Source organism: Verrucosispora sp. NA02020 (assembly GCF_013364215.1).
Lineage (GTDB): Bacteria > Actinomycetota > Actinomycetes > Mycobacteriales > Micromonosporaceae > Micromonospora.
The window spans coordinates 1165304-1183355 of record NZ_CP054923.1; the positions used below are offsets into that span (position 1 = coordinate 1165304).

General features: G+C 66.6%; 16 protein-coding genes and 3 pseudogenes. 11 read left to right on the top strand and 8 right to left on the bottom strand.

Features of this window, described 5'->3' with window-relative positions:
- Nucleotides 1-7: 7 nt before the first annotated feature.
- The 4 genes from HUT12_RS05030 to HUT12_RS05040 all read left to right on the top strand — a co-directional run bounded on the left by HUT12_RS05030 (nucleotide 8) and on the right by HUT12_RS05040 (nucleotide 2716).
- On the top strand, nucleotides 8-1090 hold the full coding sequence (locus HUT12_RS05030; protein ID WP_217705950.1) for a hypothetical protein: 1083 nt from the start codon (nucleotides 8-10) through the stop codon (nucleotides 1088-1090).
- A gap of 149 nt (nucleotides 1091-1239) precedes the next feature.
- Nucleotides 1240-1785: a DUF1990 domain-containing protein gene (locus tag HUT12_RS05035; protein WP_217705951.1), complete on the top strand. Its 546-nt coding sequence runs from the start codon at nucleotides 1240-1242 to the stop codon at nucleotides 1783-1785.
- A complete protein-coding gene (locus HUT12_RS33330; RefSeq protein ID WP_368660228.1) occupies nucleotides 1772-2005 on the top strand; it encodes a hypothetical protein in 234 nt (77 codons plus the stop codon). The genes HUT12_RS05035 and HUT12_RS33330 overlap by 14 nt, the downstream gene beginning before the upstream one ends.
- Before the next feature lie 201 nt (nucleotides 2006-2206).
- On the top strand, nucleotides 2207-2716 hold the full coding sequence (locus HUT12_RS05040) for a DUF4240 domain-containing protein (RefSeq protein ID WP_176092638.1): 510 nt from the start codon (nucleotides 2207-2209) through the stop codon (nucleotides 2714-2716).
- A 61-nt stretch (nucleotides 2717-2777) separates the two neighbouring features.
- Here the strand turns inward: HUT12_RS05040 and HUT12_RS33335 are convergent.
- Nucleotides 2778-2948, bottom strand: a pseudogene (locus HUT12_RS33335) (DUF664 domain-containing protein); the annotation flags it as partial.
- Between the two features lie 204 nt (nucleotides 2949-3152).
- On the opposite strand from HUT12_RS33335, the gene HUT12_RS05050 reads away from it, so the two are divergent.
- Nucleotides 3153-3413, top strand: a complete 261-nt coding sequence (locus tag HUT12_RS05050; protein WP_176092640.1) for a hypothetical protein — start codon at nucleotides 3153-3155, stop codon at nucleotides 3411-3413.
- Nucleotides 3414-3895: 482 nt separating this feature from the next.
- Here the strand turns inward: HUT12_RS05050 and HUT12_RS05055 are convergent, their stop codons facing one another.
- The 3 genes from HUT12_RS05055 to HUT12_RS05065 form a co-directional block, all read right to left on the bottom strand.
- Nucleotides 3896-4549, bottom strand: coding sequence for a tyrosine-type recombinase/integrase (locus HUT12_RS05055; RefSeq protein WP_217705952.1), 654 nt, complete (start codon nucleotides 4547-4549; stop codon nucleotides 3896-3898).
- 61 nt (nucleotides 4550-4610) lie between these two features.
- Nucleotides 4611-5528, bottom strand: a complete 918-nt coding sequence (locus tag HUT12_RS05060) for a tyrosine-type recombinase/integrase (RefSeq protein ID WP_176092641.1) — start codon at nucleotides 5526-5528, stop codon at nucleotides 4611-4613.
- A gap of 210 nt (nucleotides 5529-5738) precedes the next feature.
- Nucleotides 5739-6092 carry a hypothetical protein gene (locus HUT12_RS05065; RefSeq protein ID WP_176092642.1) on the bottom strand — a complete coding sequence of 118 codons (354 nt, stop codon included), beginning with the start codon at nucleotides 6090-6092 and terminating at the stop codon, nucleotides 5739-5741.
- Nucleotides 6093-6208: 116 nt separating this feature from the next.
- Here HUT12_RS05065 and HUT12_RS05070 point away from each other — a divergent pair, with 116 nt between their 5' ends.
- The 4 genes and pseudogenes from HUT12_RS05070 to HUT12_RS32665 all read left to right on the top strand — a co-directional run.
- Nucleotides 6209-6991 (top strand): transposase family protein, encoded by a 783-nt coding sequence (locus HUT12_RS05070; RefSeq protein ID WP_176092643.1) that lies wholly within the window; start codon nucleotides 6209-6211, stop codon nucleotides 6989-6991.
- A gap of 259 nt (nucleotides 6992-7250) precedes the next feature.
- Nucleotides 7251-8395, top strand: a protein-coding gene (locus HUT12_RS05075; RefSeq protein ID WP_176092604.1) for an IS3 family transposase whose coding sequence is annotated in 2 segments (ribosomal slippage) — nucleotides 7251-7524 and nucleotides 7524-8395 — 1146 coding nt in all. Because the reading frame shifts where the segments join, the coding sequence is not laid out codon by codon here.
- Between the two features lie 349 nt (nucleotides 8396-8744).
- Complete coding sequence (locus HUT12_RS05080; RefSeq protein ID WP_176092644.1) at nucleotides 8745-8894, top strand: hypothetical protein; 150 nt, start codon at nucleotides 8745-8747, stop codon at nucleotides 8892-8894.
- Nucleotides 8895-9704: 810 nt separating this feature from the next.
- Nucleotides 9705-10091, top strand: a pseudogene (locus HUT12_RS32665) (NADAR family protein); the annotation flags it as partial.
- 94 nt (nucleotides 10092-10185) lie between these two features.
- Here HUT12_RS32665 and HUT12_RS05090 read toward each other — a convergent pair.
- Nucleotides 10186-11241 carry a TRM11 family methyltransferase gene (locus HUT12_RS05090; RefSeq protein WP_254876720.1) on the bottom strand — a complete coding sequence of 352 codons (1056 nt, stop codon included), beginning with the start codon at nucleotides 11239-11241 and terminating at the stop codon, nucleotides 10186-10188.
- Nucleotides 11234-12148, bottom strand: a complete 915-nt coding sequence (locus HUT12_RS05095; protein WP_176092645.1) for a hypothetical protein — start codon at nucleotides 12146-12148, stop codon at nucleotides 11234-11236. Before HUT12_RS05095 ends, HUT12_RS05090 begins: the two co-directional genes overlap by 8 nt.
- 193 nt (nucleotides 12149-12341) lie before the next feature.
- Between HUT12_RS05095 and HUT12_RS05100 the strand changes: the two are divergent.
- Nucleotides 12342-12524, top strand: a pseudogene (locus HUT12_RS05100) (transposase); the annotation flags it as partial.
- Nucleotides 12525-12569: 45 nt separating this feature from the next.
- Here HUT12_RS05100 and HUT12_RS05105 read toward each other — a convergent pair.
- Nucleotides 12570-12881: a hypothetical protein gene (locus tag HUT12_RS05105; protein WP_176092646.1), complete on the bottom strand. Its 312-nt coding sequence runs from the start codon at nucleotides 12879-12881 to the stop codon at nucleotides 12570-12572.
- A gap of 292 nt (nucleotides 12882-13173) precedes the next feature.
- Between HUT12_RS05105 and HUT12_RS05110 the strand changes: the two genes are divergently transcribed.
- Entirely contained in the window at nucleotides 13174-13620 is a 447-nt protein-coding gene (locus tag HUT12_RS05110; RefSeq protein WP_176092647.1) for a hypothetical protein, read from the top strand.
- 641 nt (nucleotides 13621-14261) lie between these two features.
- Here the strand turns inward: HUT12_RS05110 and HUT12_RS05115 are convergent.
- Nucleotides 14262-17774 (bottom strand): NACHT domain-containing NTPase, encoded by a 3513-nt coding sequence (locus HUT12_RS05115; protein ID WP_176092648.1) that lies wholly within the window; start codon nucleotides 17772-17774, stop codon nucleotides 14262-14264.
- Nucleotides 17775-18052: the final 278 nt, after the last annotated feature.

Sequence of the window (18052 nt, forward strand, 5' to 3'; positions counted from 1 at the left end):
ACCAGACGTGGCCCGCAGATTCCCGCTAGTCGCCAGACAGCGCCCCATCTGCACGCCGCTCGACCAGCGTGTGATCGACCTTCAGCAACGCGCGCATGCCGCCCGGGCACAGCGCGATACGGCAGCAGCGACCGCAGTCTTCAATCTGGCCGCCCTCCTGGCATCCGACTGCGGCATACCCGACCTGGCACGAACCTGGTGTCACCGGCTCGCGGCGGTCGCGCTGGCCAACGACCACGAGCCTCAGCACGCTCTCGAGCCCCTCGTCAACCTCGCCCGTCTCCACATCCGGGCAGGCAACGGCCCAGCCGCCTGGACGCTCTTGGAAGAGCTCTTCCAGGCCATCGACATCCGCACCGACACCACGATCGACGGCATCACCGTCCCCGCAGCCCGGCTCACCAACACGCCCACCGCCCACTCCGCTACCCGACGGTGGCTGTGGACCGTCCTGCTCGGCACCGGCGCCCACGCCCTGGCCACCGCCGGCCGATGGGACGAAGCAAGCCGACGCCTCAGCCACTACAAGGGAATCGGCACACGCATGCTCGACGGCCGACAGGTGAACGTGATCGCCCACGCCATGGCCGGCCGCCACCAGCAGGCACGCGCGATGCTCAGCGCAACCCAACCCAGCGAGCCATGGGAAGACGCCGTCACCACCTGCCTGTCCCTACACCTACCGCCAGTCGGCCCAGCCGACGTGATAACCGCCGCGCTGAACGCCTACCAGGCGCTCGATCACGCCAAACCCGAGCTCACCGTGTTCCACCTCCGGCTCGGTCTCTCCGTCATCGACGCACTACGCCACGATCACCCTGCGCGGAAGCAAGTCGCCGCGAACCTGGTCCACCAGGCTGCAGTCGACGGCTACGCCGCCCGCGATTTCCTGGCCCACCCCGAGCACCCCGACATCGCCACCACTCGACAGATCCAGCAACTGACCGACCTGGTATCCGCCTGCGGCCTCGCACTCGGAAGTATGCCCTCAGCCCACCTCGTCACTCTCAACAGCGCCCTCGACATAGCCGAATCGGCCATCGCGCGTCAGGGTGAGAGCCGGGTTATGGGCCCCGACAGCGCCAGGTGACGTTGCCTAGATATTGCGCAGTGGCAGGCGCTAATCGGCGACAGCCTCGGCCGCTGATGGATCGTGCCCACCGCGCTGGCGGGCTTATGCGGCCTCACCCGCACCGTCCCGTCAGCGCCGGCGATCCCGGAACTCGTTAACATGATCGGGTGCGGCGCGACCTGACGAGAGTCATCTCCGAACTGAACGCTGCGTCTCTCACGTATCAAGAAGTCGGTGCTACTCAGGCTGAGTCGATGCCCCAGGGCTACGGCCATGTGCACCGAGATGTCAGCCTGGGCAGCGGACGCGAGGCCTTTGAGCGAGCGACTGCCGCCTTGTTCGGCTGGCGGATGCACGAAGAGGCCGGCCTCACTGTCGTGCACTCAGGCGGAAAGCCTACAGCGGGGATCATCGCAGTCTTGCGGGCCGGCTGGCCCCTTCTAGAGCTCACCATCCCGTGCCGAGTCGTGTACACGGTCGATGAAAACGATCGCCGTGGATTCGCCTACGGAACCCTGCCCGGCCATCCGGAACGCGGCGAAGAAGCATTCGTGATCGCTATGACCGAAACAGGCGACGTGCGGATCCGGGTCCGAGCGTTCAGCCGTCCCGCCTCGCTCGTGGCACGGGCAGGCGGACCACTCACCCGATTGGTACAGCAGTACGCGACCGACCGTTACGTAACCGCGCTCCGACGCCTTGCCCACGGGTAGAAAGCTCTTCACGGATCGCCGCAGCGCACATCTCTCTGCGCCAATCTTCGACGCCCAGGTCGCCAAATGGCTCCGCACCCAGCGGCTGGCATCGCTACACGTGAACAAGACGCCCGACTACGAGCAGTACCTGAAGCTTCTGAAAGACTGGGGCCAGCGGACAGGACGCGCGCCGGCGCAGGTTGAAGCCGGGATCTTTCAACTCGCCACGGAGCGTTGAGGAACGACGGGCCTTGCAGCACGCCCGCAGAGATCACCCACATGCCGCTTTGCGGCAGATATGCGCACCTGACCGCGTCGAGGCGATGGCGTCACCCGTGGCCCAATGCGACGAGCCGTAGCCGCGACGGGACCTCAGTTGACCTGCTTCTTCTACCGAGCCTGGAAGAAGTATGTGACCCGCTTCTGAGAGGATCTCGCGATGGAGCGGGAAGAGTTCTGGCGTCTGGTCGAATCCATGGGGCCGCAGCCGGACGACGATGGCTTCGACAGGCTGACCGCCGAGTTGGCAACGCTGCCGGTGCCGGACATCCAGGCGTTCGAGGATCACCTGGCCGCCCTGCTGCACGGCCTGGACACACACGCTCACGCCCGTGCCGCCCGAGCCAGGGGCGACTGGTTCCTCTACGTCCGCTGCGCCGCAGTCGCCACCGGGCGAGCAGCCTACGAAGAAGTGCTCGCCGATCCGCACAAGCTTCGGCGTTTCGCACGGCGCGAGGCAGAACCCCTTCTCTTCATCGCGTCCCAGGCGTACGAGCGCAGCACCGGCTTGCCATGGCGTCATGAGTCACCGGTCAGCTACGAGTCCGGAAGCAACCTCACCGGCTGGAGCGGCGACGACACTTCCGGCCGGCTCCCACTCTGGCTAAGGATGATCATTGCCATCACCCGCCCATTGCGCCGCAGCACTCAGCCGCCTGGCCACGATTGACTACGGCAACGAGGAAGCGCGCACGTCACGCGGCAGATGAGCAGGGCTCGGCGCGCCAGCCTCAGATTCCACGCGAGCAGTCAAGGACCTCCCGCATGATGTCGCCGTGCCGAGCATGGAGAGCGGTCTCCTCAATCAGGCGAAACAGGACATAGCGCATTGCATTCGATGGGCTCTGTACGCGCACGGGGGCGTCCAAATCCATCGCGGCGACAATCGCGTTTGACGTCTCAGACTGGGCGCTGTGTCATCAGTGCGGTCGGACATCCGACACAACAGCCTCCGTATCCAGCCATTGGCGGTATCGCATGTAGCCGATGAGCCATCATGATCGCGATGAAGCGTTTGCGGGTGGACACTTCCATCAACCGTCCCCCTTGGATCGAGTCGTCCGTTCGGGTGATGCTAGTAGCGCGGGTCTCGCTATGCTGTCGACGTGGACGATGTCTCGCTCGCCGTGGCGATAGCCGCCTTTGCGCCGGTTATCGTCAGAGCAGCGCTTACTGCATGGAAATTTTGGCTGTCCAGGCAGGAGAAGGTTTCGATCACCGTTTCTGTCGATGACCGGCGCATCGAAATTAGTTCGGCGAGTCGCCTGAGCGTTGAGAATTTGCATTCCATGCTGCGGGCGCTCGACACGGTTAGAGGCGATACATCGGCGAAAGCATCCGGTGCGCGCGAGGCTGCCGATGAGTAAGAGCGCTAAGCGAGCCGCTAGCGAGAACATGTCTGGCTTTGCTGGAGTTAGCGGCGGCACGGGGCTTGTGTACCTCGGATACCAGCTCGGCGGCGGCTGGGGTACAGCCATGATCTACATGTCACCCCTGATCTCGTGGGCTCTTGGCTACGGTCTATTTCGGTGGAATGTGTGGGTCGATCAGCGAACCAGGCAGCGAGCTCTGCATGATCTTGAAGAAGAGATCAACGGTCTGCTAGACGGTGACGAGATTGCCCCCACGGAGAAGGCTGAGCTCAAAAAGGCACTGGCTCAGCTGAAATTGCATGCGGGACGCCAGGGGATTGAGCGAGTCAGAATCCTCTTGGACGCTCCAAGCATAGCGATCGGTGGGGTGCCTCGATTGGACATAGATGCCGGCGTAGTCCCGCGCCCGCGCGACTAGAGAGTCATGCCAAGATTTTCCGCTCTGCGCTGACATCGGCAAAGCCGTGAGTGGCTAATCATGTTCCGGAGGCCATGTAGGCGGCGAGGATGTAGTTGGGGTGGCGGTCGAGGTTCTTGCGGGCGCGGTCGTAGCGCATGGTGGTGCGCGGGTCGGCGTGGCGAGCGGCGATCTGCACGTCGCGGAGGCTGACGCCGGCGTCGACCATGGTCGTCACGAACGTGTGGCGCAGCATGTGCGGGTGCATCCTCGGCATCCGGATCCCTGCGGCGTGGGCGAGGTGTTTGAGTCGGCGGGTGGCGGCGTGCCGGTCCATCCGCCCACCATGGATGTTGCGCAGGATCGGCCCGGCGTTGCGGTCGTCGACGGCCCGGTCGATGGCTCGGGCCACGGCTGGCGGTAGTGGGACGAGGACGACCTTGCCGCCTTTACCGCGTACGCGTAGGACCCGGTGGCCGTGTTCCTCGCCGAGGTCGGTGATGTTCGCCCCGCAGGTTTCGAAGATCCGCAGCCCGAGCAGGCCCAGGAGCGCGACCAGGGCGAAGTCGTTCGGGTTCGAGGAGTTGCGAGCGGTGGTGATCAGGGCTTCGAACTGTAGGTGCCCCAGTCCGAGGGTCGGTGATTCGGCTGGCACGGTGGGTCGGCGGACGTAGTCGGCCGGTGAGTGCTCCAGGATGGCGTCGATGACGCAGACCCGGTAGAAGCCGACCACGACGGACAGCCGACGGGAGACGGTCGAGGGCTGGTACCGGCGGATGTCTTGCAGCGGCTGATCATGTTCCGGAGGCCATGTAGGCGGCGAGGATGTAGTTGGGGTGGCGGTCGAGGTTCTTGCGGGCGCGGTCGTAGCGCATGGTGGTGCGCGGGTCGGCGTGGCGAGCGGCGATCTGCACGTCGCGGAGGCTGACGCCGGCGTCGACCATGGTCGTCACGAACGTGTGGCGCAGCATGTGCGGGTGCATCCTCGGCATCCGGATCCCTGCGGCGTGGGCGAGGTGTTTGAGTCGGCGGGTGGCGGCGTGCCGGTCCATCCGCCCACCATGGATGTTGCGCAGGATCGGCCCGGCGTTGCGGTCGTCGACGGCCCGGTCGATGGCTCGGGCCACGGCTGGCGGTAGTGGGACGAGGACGACCTTGCCGCCTTTACCGCGTACGCGTAGGACCCGGTGGCCGTGTTCCTCGCCGAGGTCGGTGATGTTCGCCCCGCAGGTTTCGAAGATCCGCAGCCCGAGCAGGCCCAGGAGCGCGACCAGGGCGAAGTCGTTCGGGTTCGAGGAGTTGCGAGCGGTGGTGATCAGGGCTTCGAACTGTAGGTGCCCCAGTCCGAGGGTCGGTGATTCGGCTGGCACGGTGGGTCGGCGGACGTAGTCGGCCGGTGAGTGCTCCAGGATGGCGTCGATGACGCAGACCCGGTAGAAGCCGACCACGACGGACAGCCGACGGGAGACGGTCGAGGGCTGGTACCGGCGGATGTCTTGCAGCCAGCGCACGTACCGCTCGATGTCCACCCGCGTTGTAGCGAGCGGGTCCAGGTCGTGGTTGGCGCACCACCGGAGGAAGACACGCAGGTCGGACTCGGTGTGAACGCGGGTCTGGCCACGGTAGCGGCCCAGGAAGGCCGATACCGCGGCGTGTACGACGAGTTGGTCGGTCGGTACGACACGGGAGACGGGAGCAGGAGAGGTAGCCATATACCACCGTGCGTCACCACCGGTGATGAACACCAGTCCACCCGGAGCGGCATGAGCGTGCGTGTGGTCAAACTGCCTCGGGCTGGCAGCTGCAGGCGAGAACGCCGCTGTAGATCTTCGATGACCCATGCGCCGGGTGCTTGAGTGTTCTTCGAGGGAAGACGGGTACCACCTGCGGGCGAGGCCCGGTCCAGCGGACGGCAGCTGTTACTACTGCCGTGCCCAACGGAGCACCGCGGTGCCCTTCGGTGTCAAGGTGCCGGCCCGCTCGAAGGGTTCGAGTACGTCCACGGTCTCCGCGATCAACGCAGCCCGATCGTCGTTGTTAACGACGCTACTCAGTTGGGCGAGGGTGACGCCCAGTTCCTCGGCGAGGTCGATGCGATTCGGCTCTTGGCGGTGCAGCGCGCGGCGGATGCTGGCCGCCGTGGTCAGTAGGGCCTTGGCGGTCTCCGTGTCTTCGGCATGGTGCGCCAGGTCACCCAGCCGCTCGTAGGAGATCGACAGGTCGCGGGCGTAGCTGGTGTTCTCCGGCTCAGCGGCAGCCAACCGCTCGTGAGCCATTTTCATCGTGACGGTGCAGGTCACGGGTGGTGCGGGAAGCCGGTGTCCAGGTAGGACGAGGCTCCCGGTAAGACAGCAATCGACCAAGATCAGATGCCCCAACCGGGAGCCTCGCTGTGCTGTCTTACCCTGCCGCGATTCCGTTGTCCACCCGCAGCCTGAACCACCTCGCCGCCCTCATCCGAACCCGCCGCCAGCAGCGACGGTCCCGGTGGCGACGCCTCGCCCCCGGCCGGCAAGCCCTGCTCGCCCTTGCCCACTTGCGCAACGGCGACACCCTGGCCCGCCTGGCCGTCGGATTCGAGATCGGCGTCACGACGGCCTGGCGCTATGTCCGCGAGGCCATCGACCTGCTCGCCGCGACCGCCGGCGACCTGGCCACGGCCATGACCAGGATCCGGCTGCTCGCCTACGCGATCCTCGACGGCACCCTGATCCCGATCGACCGGGTCGCCAACCAGAAGCCGTACTACTCCGGGAAGCACAAGCGTCACGGAGTGAACGTGCAGGTCATCGCCGATGCAGCCGGGCGTCTCGTCTGGGCCTCGGCCGCGCTGCCCGGCTCGACGCACGACCTGACCGCCGCCCGCGCCCACGGCATCATCGACGTCTTGACCAGCGCCGACGTGATGACCTTCGCGGACAAGGGCTATCAAGGCACCCACGGCAGCGTGCGCACCCCGTTCAAGCGGCGCCGCTTCCGGCCGAAGCTGTCATCCCGGCAGAGAGCCGTCAACCGGGCCCACGCGAAGATCCGCGCTCGCGGCGAACGCGCGATCGCCACCCTCAAGACCTGGAAAATCCTGATCAAGCTGCGCTGCTGCCCACGCCGAGCGACCGCGATCGTGCAAGCCATCCTCGTCCTGCACCACGTCGAAGCCGACCGCCACGCACGATGAAAATGGCTCACTATCGGGCCAGAGCCGGTGTTGCCTCATTGCAAGCTCGGTCGCGCCGGGTACCTACGAGCGGTATTCGACCACGATGCCAGTGTCTGTGCAGGGCGATGGTGGGTAGCGATTCGGACACGTTTTTTCCACACGAATGGTGACTATCCTTCGTGACGCAAACTGGGGTGGGCGGTGGTGTCGGGACTGCACCCGGTTTGGTTGACTCCTGACCTGTGAGGATGCGTTCCTCGCTGGAAGGATGTCTGTCATGCCGAAAGCGTTTCCGCCGGAGTTCCGTCGTGACGTGGTCGCGGTCGCGCGTAAGGGCGAGGCGCCGTTGCGGCAGATCGCGAAGGACTTCGGGATCTCCGAGGGCTGTCTGCACCGCTGGCTCAAGCTCGCCGATGTCGAGGACGGTGTCCGTTCCGGGGCCACCAGCAGCGAGTCAGCGGAACTGCGAGAGCTGCGTCGGCGTAACAAGCTTCTGGAGCAGGAGAACGAGATCCTGCGGCGGGCGGCGGCGTTCTTCGCCCGGGATATCTCCCCAAAATGATGTACCCGCTGGTCGGTGACCTGGCCGCGGACGGGATCCCCGTCGCGGTGACCTGCCGGGTGTTGGGGTTCAGTAAGCAGGCCTACTACGCATGGCGCGCCGAGCCGGTGTCGCGACGTGACGTCGACGACGCCCATCTGATCAACGCCGCCCTGGACATCCACCACGATGATCCGGCGTTCGGGTACCGGTTCATCGCCGACGAACTCCCCGCCCACGGCATCACCGCCGGCCCGAACCGGGTCGCCCGGCTGTGCTCACAGCAGCGCATCTGGTCGGTGTTCGCCAAGCGCAAGGGGCTCACGCGGCGGGCCGGGCCGCCGGTGCACGACGACCTGGTGCACCGCCGGTTCACCGCCGACGCCCCGAACCGGCTGTGGCTGACCGACATCACCGAACACCCCACCGCCGAGGGCAAGCTCTACCTGTGCGTGATCAAGGACGTGTACTCCGGCCGGATCGTCGGCTACTCCATCGACACCCGGATGAAAGCCTCTCTGGCCGTCGCGGCGCTGTCCAACGCGGTCCGACTACGCGATCCGGCCGGCACCGTGGTCCACTCGGACAGGGGCAGCCAATTCCGGTCTAGGAAATTTGTGAAGGCATTGCACCGCAACGGATTGGTCGGCTCGATGGGCCGCGTCGGCGCCTGCGGCGACAACGCCGCGATGGAATCGTTCTTCGCCCTACTGCAACGCAACGTCCTGGACCGGCAACGCTGGAGCACCCGCCACGACCTGCGCCTGGCGATGGTGACCTGGATCGAACGGACCTACCACCGCCGACGACGGCAACAACGCCTCGGACGCCTCACCCCGATCGAGTTTGAGACAATCAACCAGCCCACACACCCGACCTGAACCACTCAACCCCGCGAGTCAACCAAACCCGGGGCAGTCCCAGGCGGTCACCATTCGGCGCCAGTTGGCCGAGGCCAACCCAGACGCCTACTTGCCTGACCTCGCTGCGTCGTTGAACAACCTCGGCATTCAACTGTCCGGACTGAGGTGCCATCAGCAGGCCCTGGTTCCGGCCGAGGAGGTGGTCACTATTCGGCGCCAGTTGGCCGAGGCCAACCCAGACGCCTACTTGCCTGACCTCGCTGCGTCGTTAGCGGTATACGGAGACGTGTGCGTGAGCGCGAAGGCCAACTACCCAAAGGCGTTGGAAGCGGTAACGGATGCGATCGCGCTATACGAGCCTCTCGCCATGCAACTACCAGACGTGTTCGGCGGGCACCTGCTCTCCGCGCACCGCACCTTGGCGGCTGTCCTCGACGGTCTCGGTCGGGCCGGTGAGGCTACGGACCCGCGTCGGGGGCTCGACCAGGCTGTCCGCAGCGGCCCGAACGAGGGGTGACAGTTCCCTACAGGGAAGGTCCCACCTGGGATTTGAGGAGTACTCGCCACCGGCGGTTACCCCCTGCACTACTGCAGACCCCACACCGGCCGCCGCACCGACCAGCCTCCGAGAGCAGGACATTCTTTTCAGCATCGTTAGACTACGGTGCGCCGGATGACCAAGTATCGCCGCACCTACCGCGACGTGGACGGCCAACGGATCGAAGGCACCTGGCGGCACGTCTTCACCCACAACATGGACACGTACTTCCTAACCGAATTGGTCATCTACGCCGACGGCGCGATCGACTGCGGCATCGGCGGACTCACCGACCTCGACGGTCTGGCCGAAGAACTCCATCGTGGCAGGGTCGCTACCACTCTCGAAGACGGCGCATGGGCATCCGCGCATCACCTGGCGGGATGGCGGTTCACCGAGCCTCGCTCCGCCATCAGTGCAGAGATGCTGCTCGGCGAGGTCGCAGACGAGATCGACCGGCTCAACGACCGGCCCGACTCCACCGGTCGATGCCTGCACGCAGTGCAGACCTACCTGACCGACCCTACCGAAGACAACCGGCACGCGGTTTGCGAGCGCTACCTGGCAATCCCCGAACACCTGCGCGTCTACGCCCTCGGCGATATGGACCGCAAGGATGCTCCACTTCGGATACTGGCCACGGATCTGGGCGAACCACTGCACGGCTGGCCGAACGGCCCGGTCGTCACCGAGCAGAAGCGGGCCGAGGCAATGGCGTACTTCCGCGAGCGTGAGTTCGCGACCGAGGCATGGAACGCGCGAGTCCCAGCCGATGGCCCCGAGCACCCGATGGAACCCACGCTGACGATCCCAAAGACGGTTTACCCAGGTGGCTGGCCGGATCCACCCGGCGTCGAAGTCCTACAGAACGACTACCCGGCAACCATCGCCGTCGGCGCCAACAGCTACCCCAGCGTCACCCACGCTTATTGGGCGCTGTCGACTCCCGACCCGCACTGGCGCGACGAGGTCGCCGCGGCGCCGCGCGGATACGACGCTGGCAAACTCGCCGAGCAGGCACCCCGCCGCGCGGACTGGGCTGCGGCACGTCTGGCTGTGATGACCATCCTGCTGCGCGCCAAGTACACCCAACACCCACAGATAGCACAGATCCTGCTCGCCAGCGGCGATGCCCACATCGTCTACGTCGACTTAGACTCCGCCTACTGGTCCGTCGGTAGCGAACGAGCCACCAACTGGATTGGGCGGCTGCTGGAAGTGATCCGCTCCGAACTCGCAGCCGCCGAGGCCGGGGTCCCCTTCCGGCGATTCATGACGCCGGCTCCGCAGCTTCGCCAGGAACACAAGGGCCGACAGGAGAGGATGGGGCTCCAGCGTCGCCCGGTTCCCCGTAAGAACACTTGGATTCGCGCGAACTTCCGGAACTCGCGGGGTCCCCGGGCTTGGTGAAGATCAGGACGTCTTCGTGGGCGATGAGGTGCATCGGTGTTCCGCCAGCCCTGGCCCTGCGGACCTGTTGGAGTTGGAAGAACGACGGTCGGGCGACGAGGTGCCCGTCGCGGACGGCGGCGAGCAGGGCGACGCACCGTTCGGTCGGGACGAGCCCGGCGCGTAGGCCGGCGGCGATGACGGCGCTGGGCAGGTCGACCAGCTCGCCGCGTTTACGCCAGGGTCGGGCGGTCACCACGACGACCCCGCCGGGGCGCAGCAGGGTGTGGCAGCCGGTCAGGATGCGGGTGAATCCGTCGGCGAGGCCGGTCAGGTCGCGGTAGGCGAGGTTGCCGCGGTCGTGGCCGTCGTTGTACCGGTCGTCGTACTTGACGACCCCGTGCTCACCGGGCCGGACCATCCCGTGCACGGTCGGCCCGTAGGGCGGGGAGGTGACCACGAGCGCCACCTGCCCGGTCAGCGCGGCCGGGACGAGGGCGGTGAGGCGGGTGGCGTCGCCGCGGATGACCGCAGCCCGCCCGGTGGCGCCGCGGTCGTGGGCGTGGCGAATGTTGGCGTCGGCGATGTTCGACCAGCGCGGCTCGTACTCGATGCCGAAGGCGTCGCGGCCGGCGTGGACGGCCTCGACGAGGGTGGTGCCGATGCCGCACATGGGGTCCAGGACCAGGTCGCCGGGGCGGGTGTAGGCGTCGACGGCGTGGGCGGCGATCGCGGGCAGCATCCGGGCCGGGTGCCTGACCGACTCCGGCACGTACCGGCCGCGTCGTTGGACGGGGCCGGTGGCCTGGGCGGTGACCCAGACCGACAGGCCGTCCGGGTCGGCGCGGTGGCGTCCCTCGTACTCGCCGTGCCGGCCGTGGTCGCTCCCGCCCACGACGGGGTCCTGTCCGGAGGGTGTGGTGGTGGGGTCAGGCATGGCCGTCACCTCCGGTGCGGCTCCGCCGGGGTCGCGGTTCGGCGTCGCGGTCGGGGTGGGGGGTGAAGACGAGCAGGTCGGCGTGGACCCGCAGGTGCGCGACCTGCCACCGCGCGGTGTCGTGGGCGAGGGTGAGTAGTTCCTCGTCGGTGACGTGGTAGACGAACTGGTCGCCGTCGGTGTCGGCCTCGACCGCGACGATGTGCTGCAGGTAGCCGAGGCCGGCGGCGGCCGCGGCGGCCACCAGCGGGCCGAAGTCCTCCGGCGTGGGCTGCGTCCCGGCGGGCACACCGACGACGAGGACGAGGCAGCCCCCGGGGCGCAGCAGCCGCGCGCAGGCCGCGAGGAGCCAGGCGAGGCGGACCCGCGCGGTGGTGTCCGCCGTGTGCAGCGGCCAGCACGCGACCACCAGGCTGGTCGCTGCGTCCCGCCGACCGTCGTGCGGCGGCGTGAGGAAGACGGTGTCGGGGTGGTCGCAGTCGGTGAGGTCGTCGCCGAACCACGCGCCCAGCTCAGGCGGGTCCTCACCCCCGTCGGTGTCCGGCATCGGCGTGTCGGTGACCGGGGTGATCCCCGACGCCGGTGGCGGCTCGGCGGTGGTGGGGCTGATGATCAGGCTGGAGCTGTCGGTGAACCAGGCCCGGTGGTGGCGGCGACCGCCCGTGGCGCAGATCGTGGTGAGGGCGTGGTCGGTGGTGAGGTCGACGACCGACTCGCCGGGCCGGCTGTAGGCGGCGACGAGGCGGTACGCGAGGCGGGTGGGCAGGCTGGTGTGGGCGTCGGCGTCGGTGCGGGCCGTACGCCAGACCGTGATCGGGACCGGCGGGTCGCCGGCGATCAGGTCGATGAGGGTGGGGTCGGCCGGCGGCTGGTGGCCGGTCTGAGGGTGCGGCGGGTGCTGGCTCATGTGGATGTCGGCTCCGCGCCGCGCCGTGAAGCGCTGACACCCCCGAACCGCGCCTTGTGAGCCGTGACGAACACTTGTTCCGCTCGCAGCCACTCACAACGACTGACAGTCGTAGGGCTGGGCGGTCCCCCGGCCGCGAGACTGGCGTGTCCTGCCGATCTTCTAGTGGTGGATCGTTGACCATGTGCCAGCGGTGCGTCGCGGTGAGCTGACCGGTAAGGCGCGGGCGGTGATCGCGCTGCTGCTGCCCGAGCCGGGCGGTGCGCGGGGGCGGTGGCGGGATCACCGCCAGGTCGTCAATGGGATCCTGTGGAAGCTGCGCACGGGCGCGCCGGGGCGTGAACTGCCGGAGCGCTTCGGACCGTGGGAGACCTGCCGGGCCAGCCTCGTCATCATCGCCGCCATCGTCTGGCTTTCATGATCACTCGGATGCGTCATCCGAGATCACCAGCTCTTTCAGTCCATCGATCACCCGAACGTCGAGATCCCAACGCCCAGCGAGATCGGTGATCGCCGCGTACTCCTCACCTGTCAGCCGCACCCGGTAGTCGAGGACGTTGACGCAGAGCGTGTCCAGCCCGAGCTGCTCCTCGCCCGCCATCACATCCACCACCGAGTCCGCGAGCCGCGGATCCAGGGGTGCACCAATCTCAGCCTCAGCCTGTGCATCCGCCCGTCCAGACAGCGCCTCGACCAGACGCTGAAAACGCCGGCGATCCTCGGTCCAGTACATGGCCGAAGCATGTCATGACCAGGAGTGCCGATCCATGCTCGGCGGGACACGCCCGAGGTGCGGCTGAAGTGCGCTCACCCGCTATCCGGTCCGTTTCTGTGAGGCGACGGATACGGATCTCTCTCGATCCCGCCTCCACATGTCGTGACGGATGCTGGCCGAGCTGCCGCTTTCGGCAGGCGAGCTCAGGGAGCTGCTGCACCAAGCTAGTCCTGTTTGTTGTTACTGATACTGGGTTGCGTCGATCGGTCGTGAGCGTTTCCGGTGGAGGGTGTGGCTTACCGTGATCGGCGTGGCGTTCACTGTGGATCAGGCTGCGGTAGCGGGAGTCGGCGTAGCGGGAGTGATCTCCGTCAGCGCGGCCGATGGCCCGTACACGGTGTTCGATTCGGTGATGGGTGTGGTTCTGCTCATCCTGTTCTTGTCGTTCTATGAGCGAGGGACGCCTGGTGTGCGGTCGTCTGACCGCTTTCCGGCCGCTGCGGCCGCGGTGTTGGCCGTGATCTTCTGTCTTGTCCTGTCGCCGTTGGTCGAGGCCTTCTGGCTGATCGGGGGGTATGACCGGCGGGACTTCGCAGTCGACTCGACCCTCGCGGCGGTCTGGATCGTCCTCTTCTCGGTCTTCTGGCGCTCGCCCATCCGCCGGGAGGTGCCCCGCATCTTGACGGCCATTCAGAGCCGGATGAGAGTTGCCGCCCGGGAAGGGTGGGCGACGCGCGGCAAACGCACGGAGACGTGAGAGATCCGCTCGACAGCGTGGCCGCCTGAACGTCTGCTGCGCCGCCAGGCGATCCGCAGCCGGTAGGGGTGCGTGACCCTAGGGGTGGACCACAGAGTCGACCAGCGCGGTGAAACCTGTTCTGGTGTCACAGCGCTGATGTCGCCGGCCCTGGCACAACCTCCGGCCTAGCGGGCGATGGCCGCCGCCCGGAATTGTCACAGGTTCGCGGCCGGCGGCAGGGCGCTGACAGCGCCGGGTGCTGACAGCGGCACCGTGATCGGACCCGGCTGTCACCGCCGTTCGTCCGGGACCGACACGATGACAGCCGCCGCCACGACCTCGCGTGCCGGAGCCCGTTTGTGACACAGCGCCGCGACAGAGGCGCTCTCACAGGGACTGTCACGGTGTCACAGGGCAGGTCAGCCGCCCTGCCCGGATCCGCTGTCAGCAACCTCCGTCGATGTCCGCTCTGCCCGTGACAGTGCTCCGACCTCTGACAGCCGCCGCCGGACGCCCCGGGGATGGCGTTGTCAGAGCCGTGTGAGGCCCTCGTGGCGGAATCGATGTCACCGCCTGCCCCGACGACACCGGCCGGCCGGCGACCAGCAGCACCAGCTCGCAGCAGGGTTTGACCGCGTCGCGCGTGGTGGATCAACGATTCATGCCCGCGCCACGACCAGTGCCTCCGGCGTTCGTCGGAGGCCGCGGGAGCGTTTTTGCATGAGGGTCATGCCAGCGGCGATATGGCGGAGGCGGTTGCCGTTGTGGAGGTCGCCGCGCTGCAGGGACTCTGCCGCAAGAATCAGTGCCACGATTCGTGTCGTTGTGGCGGCTTCCGGCGCTATTTGCTTTGTGCGTAGGAACGTCGGACGAGCCGTCTGGAGCAAGTGTCTGGCGATCCGGTATGTCCAAGCAGGAAGCGCGGTGTTACCTTCGATCGCCTTAGCAGCCACGGAAGCCGCGGGGGCTAACCAGTCAAGCGGAATGTTGAGCTCATCAGCTGCGGCGACTCCGGAGGCGGCCAGCAGTGCATGAGCGAATGCCGTCGGCGGATCCACGCTGTTGTCCCTGGCGTTTCTGACGGTGCGGTCGACAACGTCGGCCAACCCCGCACCAAGGCACTCACGCAGCGCCGACACCGTTGCTTGCGCCGGGTCGTTGCAGGCGTGCTGCTGCATCGGTGCCAGCGGCGGCAGGAGGCCTGGGTGGTTTCTTGTCCGAGAAGCGATGATCTCCTCGGTTACCGCCACGATTTCGCGGGCAAGCTGCCGGCCGGCCTTCCGTGCCACGTCAAGGGCTGTTGCGCGGTCGCGCATTCGATCCCGGGCCTGTACAAGATTTTTTACATCCCCGTGCCTTCCTGGTTCTAGCTGGATGCGCGCTGTCTCGGCGAGCTGGTGCAGCTGGTCGAGCCGAAGGACCAAGTTCAGGGCTTGTCGACGGTTGGTTAGCGCGGCATCCGATCCCACGCCTCGGCCGCCAAGAACTGTCACAAATCGCTCGGCGTGGGCCAGCGCTAGCGCCAGTGACCGACACGTATTCGCCGCCTCCACGCATTCCCCTTCGAACACGTCACCAGATCTGGAGATACTGCGATCGGACACGGTGGGCGCTGCCCTGTCCTGGCCCTGCGCGGAGTGGGCAGGGTCAGCGTAGGCGAGGATCTGCCCAAGGCGATCCGCATCTTCTTTGGCCGTGGACAGGCTGTCGCGAGGATCTTCCAAGGCGTATTTCGCGCCGGTCATCTCGGCAGCCCGGCGGATTTCGTAGTTCCGGATCTTGGCCTGTAGCTGGTCCTCTAGGTGCTTAATAGTCGAGCGGGCTTCCTCGGCCCGCAGCTCCAAGATCCTGCGGCGCATGCCCAGGACCTGGCGCGCGCGGCGTGCCGCCTTCTCCACCAGCCAACGCAAGTTCTCTGCCCGAGCTCGGATAGCGTGCGATAGCAGCAGCCATGGAACCGGCGATCCGGCCGCGTCGATTATGACTGACTCCAGAATCTCGGCCCCAGACACTGTGAGTGGCGAAGGGATGCCCGGCGCTGTCCATAGCTCAGGCGGGTTTTCCGGCCGCTGGGCCCAGATGTGTCTCGCCGACCGCACCGATTGCCCAGCGATGCCGCCGCGCTCGGCGAGTTCGGTCAACTCCGCTGGTGTAGGCAGTCGGTACGCAACTTCGGCTCTTGCAGTCACGGAATTGAGCCAGGCGACAAAAGCCGTGGCATCGCTACCCCAGACGCCGGTCACGGCCGTGGCGGCGGTCGGGTCCGCTGGACAAGGCCCCTCCGGTGAGGGCCGGCGCCTATCGGCGAGGAGGTAAAGGCGGTAAAGGTCCGTGCGGATGGGCTGGTAGCAGACCTGCGAGCCGCCGGAAGTGGCCGACTGCGCGCTGAGATACTGGAGCGCCAGCACGCCGGCCACCAAGCGGCGATGCTGGCTGTCGGCATCCAGCTGGAATGCCAGCGCGACGACGTCGTCTAGCCTGCGACGAAGTGCCCGATCGGAGGTCTGGGCGATCTCGCAGCACTCGAAGGCGAGCGATAGCGCAGCCAACGAGCCGGATTGGACGGCAGCTCGGATCACCTGGTCGGCGTTGACGCCGGTCACCGCCAGCAGTGTCACCTCCCGCCACGAGGGATCGTCCACACGATGCCTTAGATCCTGGTAGGCATTGGTGTTCCGTATATGGGTCGCTGCGAGGTACTCCTGAAAGGTGAGGTGAACGAAGGCGAATACCTCCGGATCGCGCTCCACCAGAATGCCGCTCGCTGCCGCCTCGTCCACGAAATCGTCTGGTGTCGCGCCTTCGGGCAACTGATCGAGGCAGGCCGAGACTCCCTGCCGTATATCGGCCCGCAGCATCGTCCGCAAGGGGTGGTCCATCATGTCATACGCCAACGCGGCGAGCACACGAATCTTGTCGTCAGTGCTAAAGCGGGTACCCGTCATCCGGCTATCACCGCGTGGCCCAAGCACGACCCGGCACATCTCGGCGTACAGGGCGGCTCGAGTTTTGGGTAGCGCACCGCGATTGCGATGCACATTCACGATCATTGTGAGCAGGAGCGGGTTGACGGCAAGATCGTGTAGTGCTGGGGTGTTGGTGATGCGGTCGATAAGATCCATGGCGGCTCGCTCTGCTCGAGTTCGAGCGGACGCAGCGTCGTTGCCTTCCTGATTCTCCAGGGCCCGGTACCAGGCGTGCACGAATGTGCTCATCTGGTGATTGGTGAATGGTCGCACCTGCAGGATCAACGCGGCGTCGAGCATGGGGCCGCGGTAGGCGTGTGGGCGGGAGGTGACGACGAATGCGGTCCTTCGGTGCAACGCGATCTGGTCGTTCAGCCAAGAGGAAACCGTGGCCCGGTCTTCTGGGTCGAAGATTTCGTCCAGGCCGTCTAGAAGTACGACGCACCTGCCCGCTCCCAACTGACTTTCCCACCAGCCCCGTGGTTCGCCGTCCGGAGCTCGCAGCGTACGCCGGAGGAGACCAGGCAATGTGATATTTGGATCGTGGACGATATGCCGACCGTGATCGCGTAGCTCCAGCAGGATCGGGACTCGATAGCGACCCAGTCGCTGTTCACGTGCCAAGCGGCTGCCGACGTGCAGCAGCAACGTGCTCTTACCGCCACCGGGTTGGCCGCGGATCGCGAGGACTCGAGATCCGCTGTCGTCGAGAAACTCCCAAATCGAATGGCGGCGCGACGGGTCCATCGCGACGTCCGACAGCATGCCGCCCTCAGTGCCGAGCAGAGGCCTCGGCACCAGACTGACGTCGACGTAGATGTCATCGATCTGCGGACTGAACGACCCGGCGATGCCGAGACGCCGGTTGCGCACGTACCGCATCGAGTCGAGTGCCCATGCGCGGTACGCGCGCTGGTAACGGGCTGCCGGCCGGAACCGCGCTACGACGAGGGCCAGCACTGCGCCGCTCGACAGGACAGCGACAGCCCCGACGACTGGGTGAGCCCAGATCACGCGTCGCGCCGCGACCACCGCTGCGAGGGCAACGAAGGTCGTCATGCCCAGAACGGCGAAGAACCGGACGTCGACAACGGGGCGGCCTCTCATCGCCTGCACCGCTGTGACCACCACGCCTATCCCGGCGAGGAGGGCTCCGACACCCTGCCAGACGGGATCGCTTAGGAGACTGTGCAGCGACAAACTCACCAACTCCGCCTCACCCCGGCGCACCGCTGCGGGCCAGCCCACGCGCCCGCGATCGTAGCGAAGCGATGCAGACTAAGCTGCGCCGTTCGCAGACCCGGCTCAGGTATGAGCTCCTCAGTCTCCCCGGGACACCTGAAGCCGGGGCGATATTGGTCGCCGAGAGTGGAGTTCGTGGGCCCTTACCACGCTTGCCGGACAAGCCCATCGGTGCTCCTGATCGACAAGCTTTCCGCGCATCCTCATTTAGTCGCAAGTCGGGCGCCAACTCTGTCCAAGGC